Origin of the sequence: Saccharomonospora saliphila YIM 90502 (assembly GCF_000383795.1) — a bacterium.
Classification (GTDB): Bacteria; Actinomycetota; Actinomycetes; order Mycobacteriales; family Pseudonocardiaceae; genus Saccharomonospora; species Saccharomonospora saliphila.
On the sequence record NZ_KB912602.1, the window covers coordinates 12,826 to 23,472 of the forward strand.

Sequence of the window (10,647 nt, forward strand, 5' to 3'; positions counted from 1 at the left end):
CCTCGGGCCGGGCGCGACCCGGCCACCCCAGCGTCTCCGGCCTCGCCGCCGTACGCCGGTGGTCGCGTCCGTGTCGTGCGCGGTGTCCCCTGAGTCCGCCGCGTTCGCGGAATCCGCGGCGCTCGCGGAGCCGGCTGCGTTCGCGGAATGCGCGCCGTTCGCGGAGTGCGCTGTACCCATCCTCTGCTCCCCCAGGTCCTCGGTCGGCAGAGTAGCAGCGCGGCTCGCGCACGCTCGCGACACGGACGTCGGCACCACTGGTGATCCCGCGAAGTGTCCGTTTGTTCAACAGGAGTACCGGCCTGGCTCTACGAACGCACCTCCAGTGGCGGTGATGCCGGGTTGATTGTTGAGCAATATCGCCCGTACCGTGGTCCGCATGCGACAGGACGATTACGCCGCCGTGGACGCCGTGAGCGCGACCGGGCGCACGGTCGACGTTCTGCGCACGCGCATCCTGGAGGGGGCGCTGCCGCCCGGCACCGCGCTGCGCGAGGTGTCCGTCGCCGCCGACTTGGAGATCTCCCGCAATACATTGCGGGAGGCGCTTCGCCTGCTGACCGCCGAGGGACTGGTCGTCCAACAGCGGAACCGGGGCGCGTCGGTCCGCACCCTCACCGCGTCCGAGGTGCGCGACCTCTACCGCACACGTCGTGTCCTCGAGGTTCAGGCCGCGACCGAGAGCGCCGTGGCAGGCGAGGCCGCGTTCGCCGGGCTGGAGGCGGCCGTGGTGTCCAAGGAACGGGCCGAGCGCGCGGGCCGGTGGCGCGAGGCGGGCACCGCCAGCCTGCGCTTCCACCAGGCGCTGGTCGCGATGCTGGGCAGCCGCAGGCTCGACGAGTTCTTTCGCACGGTTCTCGCCCAGCTTCGCCTGGCCTGGGCGGCCTCGGGCGACGAGGCAGGCTTCCAGCGCGGCTGGGCGGCCCGGGACCGCGAGCTGTACGAGCTTCTCCGCGACGGGCGCAGGACCCGCTCGGTCGGCGTGCTCCAGCTCTACCTTGAGGAGTCGGAACGTCAGGTCCTTGACGGTCTCCGCCGCGGACGGGAGGAGCACACGCGACAAGGTTCGCGCGGGGTGGAGGATCCTGCGCGTCGGCACGGAGGGAATGAGGCCACGAGATGAGTGACAAGGGACCGAGCGCGATGTACCGGCCGGTCACGGGCACGGTGCTCGACGTCGACACCGCCTTCTACGACCGGCTGGCCGAGGACACGGCGGGGCGCGAGCTGGTCGACCGGTTCGTCGTCCCGATCCGGTCGGGTCGTGCCTGGGAGGTGCCCGCCGGGCACCTCTGCCGTGTGGTGACCACCCCGGAGGGTCCCCAGTGCGGGGACTTCAACGTGTGGAACCGGCACAACCCCAAGGAACGGCTGTGGACCTCTCGCACGCGCCAGTTGCAGGGCGCCCATGTGACCCGGTACGACCGCCTCTGGTCCACCCTGCCGTACCTGCGGCCGCTACTGACGATCACGAACGACACCCTCGACTGGTACGGGGTCGACAGCGACGGAGCCCGGGTTCACGACCTGCTGGGTGCGCGGTGCGACCCGTACGTCAACCGCATTCTGACCGGTGCGGATTTCGACTTCCACTGCCACTCGAACCTGACCCGGGCGGTGCTGCCGTACGGCTTGACGGAGTTCGACGTGCACGATGTGCTCAACATCTTCACCCTGACCGGCCTCAACGCCGACGACGAGTACTTCATGAAGGGTTCGCCCGCCACGGCGGGCGACTTCTTCGAGTTCTTCGCCGAACAGGACCTGCTCTGCGCGATGTCCACCTGTCCCGCGGGCGACCTCTCGGTGCCGCTGTGGGGCCCCGACGCCCGCGACCCGATCGAGGTGTGCCGCCCGCTGGCCGTCGAGGTGTACCGCCCGGCGCCCGAACTGGTCGAGGGCTGGTCGGTGCCCGAAGTGCCCGCCTACGCGGGCCTGCACGGACTTCTCGCCCCGCAGTGGACGGCCACGGGCCTGGCCCAGGCTCCGTGATCGGCCTGGTCGTGGCACGGGGCACGGCGGCTCACCCCCCTCGCGAGTTGCCCTTTCACGCCCGCGAGTTGCCCCTTGAGACCCGGTGAGTTGCCCCTTGGGCCGCGCGAGTTGCCCCTTTGGGGCTTGTGAGTTGCTGTCGCGTTAGCGATCCGCGACCAAGGAAGCCGTCCTCGGAACGCCCCTGGCGCCGGTCCAGGCAACGTGCGCAGGCGAGTCCGGCGGGTTAGGGATGCCCCAAGGATGCGAGGGGGCAACTCACCGAACGCGAAAGGGCAACTCGCGAACGCGAAACGGCAACTCGCGAACGCGAAAGGGCAACTCGCCGAGCGGGAGGGGGCGGCTCGCGGGGCTCGTGGGTCAGCTCGCGCGGGTGGGGGCGCTGAAGGGAGTGCGCAGGGTGCCCGTGGGGTCGGTGGAGTGGGTGGAGTCGCTCCCGTGCGGGGCGAACTCGCGGTAGTCGACCGGTTCCTCCTCGGTGGTGTGGCTGAACCGCACGGGTGCCACGTCGGCCGAGGAGTCGGTGGAGGAGAACTCCGCGTCGCGGAGTTCCGGGGAAGACGATGTCGTCACAGTGATCAGTTCCTCGTCATGGGTGTCGACGGTTCGGCGGCCCGTGGCACGCGGACACCGCGACTCCGAGCGCCGGGAACGCACGCCGCACCACCGGAACGCACCGGTGGTGCGGCGTGCGTGTGTCTCGACAGCGTCGAAGAACCGGGAGGCTCAGAGAGCCTGCACGCCGGTGGCCTGCGGGCCCTTGGTGCCCTGGCCGACCGTGAAGGCCACGCGCTGGCCGTCGTCAAGGCTGCGGAATCCGCGGCCGTCGATCTCGGAGTAGTGCACGAACACGTCACCACTGCCGTCGTCGGGGGCGATGAAGCCGAAGCCCTTCTCGCTGTTGAACCACTTCACGGTTCCCTCTGTCATGTCGTCTCCTTCGCGACGCTCAAGGTGTTGCCCGGCGGCCACATCGAGCGGCCACCGGCAGCCGCAGGTTCGAGACGGCCACTACTCCAGCTACCGCGAGGACAAGCGACACGTCCGCAACCGAATTCCGCGGACGTGAGAGAACACGAACACGCAAAACATGCGACTGAACAGGGCACGATCTCACCCGTGCCGCTGCTTGCCGGGAAGTCCCCGGCACACCGCGATCATAGCGCACACCGCGCGGCACCGTCGACGGCAGCCGGTGGCGCGCACCACGTCCCGCCGGATCAGTCCCGCCACCGCCCGCGGTTGTCGGAGAAGCCGAACCCGTCGGCGTGCCCGTTGCTCGCCGACGACTGCCGGTCGGCGTGCTCGTCGAGCTGCTCACCGGCCTCGATGAGGCGCGCGGCGAGCTGGTGCTGTCGGGTGACCGGGACCGGCCCCGCACGCAGGGCGTCGACGACGGCGCCGAGTTCGTCGTGCAGGGCCGCCAGCACGGCCAGCATCTCGGGCGTTCGTTCGTCCATGACTCTCCACTCCTTCGTAGCCCCCGAACGGACTACACATACAGACGAACGGACGAACCAGTTATGACGCGCGGACCGTCGTGACGCTGGCCATGACTACTTCTGGTAACGATCTCGCGCGAAACCACTCAATCGCGGTACGTGCGCTTACACTGTTCGCCCACAGAGAAAACGAACCGGCGCGCGAGGTGGCAGTGCGTGTACTCCGACTCCTCGTACCGGCGCTCGTCCTGCTGCTCGTGACACCGGCCACCGCCAGGGCCGCGGCACAGGGCGACGAGGTACCCCGAGGTCCCACGTTCGTCGACCGCGCCGCTCAGGCCCTGGTCGACGGCATCCAGTTCGGCGCGATCATCGCGATCACGGCGGTCGGGCTCTCCCTGGTCTTCGGCACGACGCATCTGATCAACTTCGCGCACGGCGAGCTGGTCACCCTCGGCGCGGTCGTGGCGTTCTTCGTCAACGTCGCCGCCGCGGGCCCGGGCCTGCACATCGTCGCCGCGGCCGTCATCGCCGTCGTAGTGGGCGCGATCGTCGGAGCGGTCGCCGAACTCGGCCTGTGGCGCCCGCTGCGCGCACGCGGCACCGGGATGATCAACGCGTTCATCGTCGCCATCGGATTGTCCCTGCTCCTGCGCCACCTCACGCTCGTCGTCTTCGGCAGCAGGCCCGGCTCGTACCGGGAGTACGACCTGCAGGACCCGATCACGGTCGGGCCGGTCGGTATCACCCCGCGGGACCTGACGATCACCGTGCTCTCCGTGCTCGTGCTCGTCGGCGTCGCCCTCCTGCTGCGCAGGACCCGTATCGGCACGGCCATCAGGGCGGTGTCGGCCAACCGGGATCTCGCGGAGGCCTCAGGGATCGACGTGCAGCGGGTGGTGCTGGTCGTGTGGCTGCTCGGCGGTGCCCTTGCCGCGCTCGGCGGCGTCTTCTTCGGACTCGCCGAGATCGTCACCTGGGACATGGGCTTCCGCCTTCTGCTGCTGATGATCGCCGGGATCATCCTGGGCGGACTCGGGTCCGCCTACGGCGCGATGGCGGGCAGCTTCGTCATCGGCATCGTCGCGCAGGGCTCAAGCCTCTGGTTCCCCGTCGACCTCCAGAACGCCTGGGCGCTGCTCGCGCTCATCGTCGTCCTGCTGGTGCGGCCACAGGGAATCCTCGGCACGCGGGAACGAGTGGGCTAGGGCGGTAGACCATGAACTGGGAAGTCATCCTCTCCGACGCTCTGCGTGCCGGGATCGGACCGGTCGCGGCGGTGTACGCGCTGTCCGCCGTCGGGCTGAATCTCCACTTCGGCTACACCGGTCTGCTCAACTTCGGCCAGGTCGCCTTCATGCTGGTGGGCGCCTACGGTGTCGCCGTCTCGGTCTCCACGTTCGGGCTCTCTCTGGCGGCGGGGGTGCTGGTCGGGCTGGCCTGCTCGGTCGCGCTCGCCTTGCTGCTGGGCGTGCCCACCCTCCGCCTGCGTGCCGAGTACCTGGCGATCGCCACCATCTCGGCGGGCGAGATACTCCGGTTGTTCTACCGGTCCGAGTGGTCCGAGCCGGTCACCGGCGGTGTGTTCGGGTTGCAACAGTTCGCCAACGGCTTCTACGACCTCAACCCGTTCCCGCCGGATCAGTACCAGTTCCTCACGCTGATGTTCAGCGCCAGGGACATGTGGGTGCTGACGGTGTCCTGGAGCCTGGTCGCCCTGGCCACGCTGGTGGTCTGGCTGCTGGTGCGCAGCCCGTGGGGCCGCGTGCTGCGGTCGGTACGCGAGGACGAGGACGCCGTGCGCAGCCTCGGCAAGAGCGTCTACACCTACAAGATGGCCAGCCTCGTCTTCGGCGGCGCACTGGGCTCGCTGGCGGGGATGATGCTCGCGGTGCAGAACCAGTCGGTGAACCCGGACAGCTACGACCCCGTCGTGACCTTCTACCTCTACACGCTGCTGGTGCTCGGCGGCGCGGGACGGGTGTTCGGCCCGATCATCGGTTCGGTCCTGTTCTGGGGGATTCTGACCTTCCTCGACAGCCTGCTGCGGGAGGCCATCGCGAACGGCATCGTCTCGTCCGCGGTCATCAGCCCGTCCGAAGTCGGTGCCCTCCGGATGGCGCTCGTCGGGCTCGGCCTGATGCTGCTCATGATCTTCCGGCCGCAAGGCCTTCTCGGCAGTCGGAAGGAGATGCTGCTCGATGCCCGCTGACACCCCCGCCGACGTGGCCGCCGCCCTGGCCCGGGTCGCCGCCGAGCCCGGCGCGACCAAACCCGACCCGCTTTTGGTCGCCGAAGGCGTCACCCGTGCGTTCGGCGGCCTCACCGCCGTGCACGTGGACCGTCTGGAGGTCCAGCGCGGCACGATCACCGCGCTGATCGGCCCCAACGGCGCGGGCAAAAGCACCCTGTTCAACGTACTCAGCGGGTTCGACCGCGCCGACGCCGGAACGTGGTCGTTCGACGGCACCCCGGTCGCGGGCCGTGGTGCGCACCGGATCGCCCGCCGCGGCCTGGTGCGTACCTTCCAGCTCACCAGGACGCTGTCGAAGCTGTCGGTGCTGGACAACATGAAGCTCGCCGCGACCGGGCAGCGTGGGGAGCACATGCTGCTGTCCCTGCTTCCCCCGGTGTGGATCCGCCAGGAGAAGGAGATCGAGCGGCGGGCCGACGACCTGCTCGAACGGTTCAAGCTCGCCCACATGCGCGACGAGTACGCGGGCACCCTGTCGGGCGGCCAGCGCAAGCTGCTGGAGATGGCCCGGGCTCTGATGATGCGCCCGACGATGGTCATGCTCGACGAGCCGATGGCCGGGGTGAATCCCGCGTTGACCCAGTCGTTGCTGAGCCACATCACCGACCTGCGGGACGAGGGCCTGACGGTGTGCTTCGTCGAGCACGACATGGACGTCGTGATGGGCATCAGCGACTGGGTCGTGTGCCTCGCCGAGGGCCGCATCGTGGCGGAGGGGCCGCCCCGCACCGTCGGGGCCGACCCCGCCGTGATCGACGCCTATCTCGGCCGCCACCACGACGAACCCGGCTCCGACACACCCGGCCCGGAGGATTCCGAGACCGGTGGTTCCGGACCCGACGAGCACGGAAGCGGAGGCCGACGATGACCGAGCCCGTCCTGGTGGCCGACGAGGTGTACGCGGGTTACGTGCCGGGCGTGGACATCCTGCGCGGGTGCGGCCTCGACCTGTACCCCGGCGAGATCGTCGGCGTGATCGGGCCCAACGGCGCGGGCAAGTCGACGCTGGTGAAAGCCGTGTTCGGATTGCTGCGCGTCCGCGCGGGCACCGTGCGCTTCCACGGCGAGGACCTCACCAACCGGCCCGCGCACACGCTGGTCTCCCGCGGGCTGGGCTACGTTCCCCAGCGCGACAACGTGTTCGGACCGCTCACCGTGGAGGAGAACCTCCGCATGGGCACGTATCTGAGGCCGAAGGAGTTCACCGAGCGCAGGAACTTCGTCGAGGAGCTGTTCCCGGTGCTCGGCGCGCGGAGGGACCAGAAGGCCAGCTCGATGTCCGGCGGGGAACGTCAGATGCTGGCCATGGGCCGTGCGCTGATGATGCGGCCGGAGGTCCTGTTGCTCGACGAGCCGTCGGCCGGGCTGTCCCCGGTGTACCAGGACCAGGTCTTCGAGCGCGTCCGGCAGATCAACTCCGCCGGGGTCGCGGTGTTGATGGTGGAACAGAACGCCCGCCGGTGCCTCCAAATCTGCGACCGGGGGTACGTCCTCGACCAGGGCACCAACGCCTACACCGGCACGGGTTCGCACCTGTTGCACGACGAGAAGGTCGTCGAGCTCTACCTCGGCACCCTCGCCCGCGTCCGCTGACGGTTTGTTGCCGTGCCGTCAAGGCCTCCTTGACTGCGTTGAGTGCAGTGAAGGAGGCCTTGACGGCTTGTCAATCGATCGCGAGGTGGTTCAGTTGACCGAGCCCTGCTCCGTACCGAGGGTCTGGAGCTCGCCGGACTCGTCGTAGGTGTAGACGTCGAAGGTCGCCGTGCCCGGCTCGCCCTCCTCCACGAAGTCGAGGGGTCCGCTCACACCGTCGTAGTCGATGTCGCCGCCCTCGTCGAGCAGCGCCTTGCAGTCGGCGAACGACGTGCACTTCTGGCCGTTCTTGGTCACGCCGTTCATCCGGGTCACGAACGTGCCCGGGTCGTCGGACTGCGCCGCCTCGGCCGCCAGCGCGATGACCGTGACGCAGTCGTAGACCTGCGGCGCGAACTGCATCTCGGTCAGCTCCGGCGCGAATTCCTTGAGGCGCTTGCTGTACTCGTCGTTCTCCGCGGTCGGTGCGGTGCCCTTCATCCCGGAGACGACACTCGGGTCGTTCGGCGACACCAGCGACGCCAGCTCCGCACTGCGCAGGCCGTCCGTGCCGTAGATCCCGATCTGTTGCGGACCCACGTTCGCCTCGATCATCGCCTGCAACACCTGTGCGCCCTCTTCGAAGGCGACGACCACGGCCGCGTCCGGGTCCGCACCGGCGACCTGCTGCGCGACCTGGTCGAAGTTGGTCGCCTCCGGGTCGTAGGTCTCGGACAGCACGACGGTCGCGCCCGCCGACTCCAGCGCCGCCCTCGTCGCCTCCATCAGACCGCGCCCGTAGTCGTCCGCGCGCGCCACCAGCGCGACCCGCTGATGCCCGTCACCGCTGATCACGTCGCTCAGCACGGGCGCCTGGAGGTTGTCGCTGGGGGCGGTGCGGAAGTAGAAGCCGCTGTCGTTGTAGTCGCTGAAGGTCGCGGCGGTGTTCGAACCCGAGCACTGCACGACCCCGGACCCGGTGATGTTGTCGATGATCGCCAGCGACATCCCGGACGCGGCCGCGCCGATGATCGCGTCGACCCCGGACGAGAGAACCCGGCGTGCCGAGTCGACGGCGACCCCTTCCTGACCGGCCTCGTCACTGGCCACCACGTCCGGGATCGGCTGCCCGAGCACACCGCCCGCCTCGTTGATGTCGCGGACCGCGAGGCCCACCGACTCGATCTGCGGGGGCCCGAGGAAGGCGAGCTGCCCCGTCTCCGGCAAGACGTACCCGAGCTGGAGTACGCCGTCCCCTCCGTCGTCGCCCTGCTCGCCACCGTTACCGGTGGCACACGCGCTGGCCACCAGTGCCGTCGCGCTCAGGAAGATCGCCGACCGCCACCAGGCTGACGCTCGCATCCTCCGCCTCCCATCGTCCGAGTTCGTGGGCGGCCGCGTGCCGACCCGGTTCGGATCACCCGCACGGCTGCCCTGGCGAGAGTAGAGAGACTAGATCGTCACCGACGTCGCGGGAACAGAGCGGAACCGATCGATACAGCGCCTTGACTTGCGCCCGGCGCCACTCGCTCGGAGTATTGGGGACCACACACCGGGTGAACGACGCGGAGGATGGCGGCATGGTCTCGCGGCGCCTGCTCGACTGGCCGGAACGCTGGGCCGACTGGTTCGAGCAGCGCGGGGTGTACGTGCCCGGTGAGGACAACAGGGTGGTCGACCCGTGGCGCGACTGGGGCTGGCTGATCGTGGTCTGGCTCGCGGGTCTGGCGGTGTTCATCCTCTTCTTCGCCATCGCGGTCTGAGCGCGCGTCACCACCGCGCGCGGCGGGGGCGCGTCCACCGCACGATCACGCGACCTACCGGTGACGTGGCTCACGAACCACGCTCACACATCACGACGAAGACACATCCCGAATGCAGGTGTGCCTCAACGCCCCGTTCCGGCTGGCCGCCACCCGGCGGTCCTCGGGACAGTAGACGGGGCGGCGTCTGCGCCGCCGAACGGAGTAGCGCCCACGGGGCGATCGGATCAAAGGAGTGCGGCTGTGCGGATGCCGAGGCCCGCCGTGGCCTTGTGCACGGTGCTGGCACTCACCGCGTGCGGCGCGCCGCCGGCGGGCGAGGACACCGCTGCCACGGCGAGTTCGGGCGGCCGGTCGGCGAGCACGACCTCCCCCACGCCGGAACAGCGGGGACCGGTCACCTTCGGCTCCCAGTACCGCTTCTCGTCCGGGCTGATGATCACGGTGTCGTCGCCGGACACCTTCCGGCCGAGCGAGAACGCCTACCCGTCCTCCGCGCGGGCGGTGGCGTTCGGCATCAAGGTCTTCAACGACGGCGAACAGCCCTACCGGTTGTCGAAGCTCTCGGTGAAGGCCACCGTCGCGGGCGAGGAGATCAAACAGGTCAAGGACGCCGCCTACGGCTACACCGGGATCGTCAACGCCGACGAGGATATCCCCGCGGGCGGCACCGAGGACTTCACGCTCGCCTTCGCCGTGCGCGAGCAACCGACGCACCTGCGGCTGACCCTGCACCCGGAGGCGACGGAGACGGTGAAGGCCGTGTTCACCGGGTCGGTGTAACCACCCGCCGCTTGGCTAGGCTGTCCCACCATGACCGAGCAGACACGGCTCTCCCCCGGCGACGCGGCACCGGACTTCACCCTCCCGGACAGCGACGGCAACCCGGTGACGCTCTCCGACTTCCGCGGCCGGTCCGTGGTGGTGTACTTCTACCCCGCCGCGGGCACACCCGGCTGCACCAAGCAGGCCTGCGACTTCCGCGACAACCTCGCCGAACTCGGCGGCGCCGGGTACCAGGTGCTCGGCATCTCCCCGGACAAGCCGGGCAAGCTGGCGAACTTCGCCGAGAAGGAAGGCCTGACCTTCCCGCTGCTGTCCGACCCGGACAAGACCGTGCTCGCCGAGTGGGGCGCGTTCGGGGAGAAGAAGAACTACGGCAAGATCGTGCAGGGCGTCATCCGTTCGACGTTCGTGGTGGACCCGGAGGGCACTCTCGCGGTGGCCCAGTACAACGTCAAGGCCACCGGGCACGTCGCCCGGCTGTTGAAGGAGCTGGACCTGGCCGCATAGCCCTCGCCCGTGCGGCTCCCCGGCCGTGTCAGCGCCTGCCCGGCCGGGGCGGTCAGCGCGCGTGGGCCGTCAGCGCCGACAGGTGCGGCACCAGATCGCGCAGCGCCCGGCCCCGGTGGGAGCCCGCGTCCTTCTCCGCCGGGGTCAGTTCCGCCGCCGTTCGCGACGCACCCTCCGGGACGAAGATCGGGTCGTAGCCGAAGCCGTTCTCGCCCCGGGGGGCGCGCACGATCCGGCCCGGCCACTCGCCCCGGACCCTCGTTCACAAGATCAATGCTCGGTCTGATCGGCGGGTGGAGCGGGAGCTGACCGAGGATCTGCGGCGCGTGCG

At 69.6% G+C, this 10,647-nt stretch carries 13 protein-coding genes and 1 pseudogene; 9 read left to right on the top strand and 5 right to left on the bottom strand.

All coding sequences use genetic code 11. The features are described from left to right. Window positions 1-379: 379 nt before the first annotated feature. Window positions 380-1,123 carry a GntR family transcriptional regulator gene (locus SACSA_RS0101175; protein ID WP_019812847.1) on the top strand — a complete coding sequence of 248 codons (744 nt, stop codon included), beginning with the start codon at window positions 380-382 and terminating at the stop codon, window positions 1,121-1,123. Continuing rightward, window positions 1,120-1,992, top strand: a complete 873-nt coding sequence (locus tag SACSA_RS0101180) for an urea carboxylase-associated family protein (RefSeq protein ID WP_048876300.1) — start codon at window positions 1,120-1,122, stop codon at window positions 1,990-1,992. The genes SACSA_RS0101175 and SACSA_RS0101180 overlap by 4 nt, the downstream gene beginning before the upstream one ends. Before the next feature lie 360 nt (window positions 1,993-2,352). Here SACSA_RS0101180 and SACSA_RS0101185 read toward each other — a convergent pair whose 3' ends face one another. The 3 genes from SACSA_RS0101185 to SACSA_RS0101195 all read right to left on the bottom strand — a co-directional run bounded on the left by SACSA_RS0101185 (window position 2,353) and on the right by SACSA_RS0101195 (window position 3,452). Next, window positions 2,353-2,565 (bottom strand): hypothetical protein, encoded by a 213-nt coding sequence (locus SACSA_RS0101185; RefSeq protein WP_157596556.1) that lies wholly within the window; start codon window positions 2,563-2,565, stop codon window positions 2,353-2,355. 153 nt (window positions 2,566-2,718) lie between these two features. After that, window positions 2,719-2,922: a cold-shock protein gene (locus SACSA_RS0101190; protein ID WP_019812852.1), complete on the bottom strand. Its 204-nt coding sequence runs from the start codon at window positions 2,920-2,922 to the stop codon at window positions 2,719-2,721. Window positions 2,923-3,212: 290 nt separating this feature from the next. Continuing rightward, window positions 3,213-3,452 (bottom strand): hypothetical protein, encoded by a 240-nt coding sequence (locus SACSA_RS0101195; RefSeq protein WP_019812853.1) that lies wholly within the window; start codon window positions 3,450-3,452, stop codon window positions 3,213-3,215. A gap of 194 nt (window positions 3,453-3,646) precedes the next feature. Here SACSA_RS0101195 and SACSA_RS20945 point away from each other — a divergent pair, with 194 nt between their 5' ends. From SACSA_RS20945 to SACSA_RS0101215, 4 genes are read left to right on the top strand one after another with little or no spacing between them, the layout of a single operon-like run. After that, entirely contained in the window at window positions 3,647-4,642 is a 996-nt protein-coding gene (locus tag SACSA_RS20945) for a branched-chain amino acid ABC transporter permease (RefSeq protein ID WP_019812854.1), read from the top strand. Between the two features lie 11 nt (window positions 4,643-4,653). Continuing rightward, the gene (locus tag SACSA_RS0101205; protein ID WP_019812856.1) at window positions 4,654-5,646 is read left to right on the top strand and encodes a branched-chain amino acid ABC transporter permease; all 993 of its coding nucleotides are present in this window, start codon (window positions 4,654-4,656) and stop codon (window positions 5,644-5,646) included. Further along, the gene (locus SACSA_RS0101210; protein ID WP_019812858.1) at window positions 5,636-6,556 is read left to right on the top strand and encodes an ABC transporter ATP-binding protein; all 921 of its coding nucleotides are present in this window, start codon (window positions 5,636-5,638) and stop codon (window positions 6,554-6,556) included. Before SACSA_RS0101205 ends, SACSA_RS0101210 begins: the two co-directional genes overlap by 11 nt. Continuing rightward, complete coding sequence (locus tag SACSA_RS0101215; protein ID WP_019812860.1) at window positions 6,553-7,281, top strand: ABC transporter ATP-binding protein; 729 nt, start codon at window positions 6,553-6,555, stop codon at window positions 7,279-7,281. The genes SACSA_RS0101210 and SACSA_RS0101215 overlap by 4 nt, the downstream gene beginning before the upstream one ends. Window positions 7,282-7,371: 90 nt before the next feature. Here the strand turns inward: SACSA_RS0101215 and SACSA_RS0101220 are convergent, their stop codons facing one another. Further along, window positions 7,372-8,622, bottom strand: coding sequence for an ABC transporter substrate-binding protein (locus tag SACSA_RS0101220; protein ID WP_019812862.1), 1,251 nt, complete (start codon window positions 8,620-8,622; stop codon window positions 7,372-7,374). A 218-nt stretch (window positions 8,623-8,840) separates the two neighbouring features. Here SACSA_RS0101220 and SACSA_RS0101225 point away from each other — a divergent pair, with 218 nt between their 5' ends. The 3 genes from SACSA_RS0101225 (at window position 8,841) to bcp (ending at window position 10,316) form a co-directional block, all read left to right on the top strand. Further along, window positions 8,841-9,023: a hypothetical protein gene (locus tag SACSA_RS0101225; RefSeq protein ID WP_028661418.1), complete on the top strand. Its 183-nt coding sequence runs from the start codon at window positions 8,841-8,843 to the stop codon at window positions 9,021-9,023. A 249-nt stretch (window positions 9,024-9,272) separates the two neighbouring features. Continuing rightward, a complete protein-coding gene (locus SACSA_RS0101230; protein ID WP_048876301.1) occupies window positions 9,273-9,806 on the top strand; it encodes a hypothetical protein in 534 nt (177 codons plus the stop codon). Between the two features lie 30 nt (window positions 9,807-9,836). Beyond that, on the top strand, window positions 9,837-10,316 hold the full coding sequence (gene bcp / locus SACSA_RS0101235) for a thioredoxin-dependent thiol peroxidase (RefSeq protein WP_019812866.1): 480 nt from the start codon (window positions 9,837-9,839) through the stop codon (window positions 10,314-10,316). 52 nt (window positions 10,317-10,368) lie between these two features. On the opposite strand, the pseudogene SACSA_RS24245 reads toward bcp, so the two are convergent. Then, window positions 10,369-10,572: pseudogene (locus SACSA_RS24245) on the bottom strand (non-canonical purine NTP pyrophosphatase); the annotation flags it as partial. Window positions 10,573-10,647 lie beyond the last annotated feature (75 nt).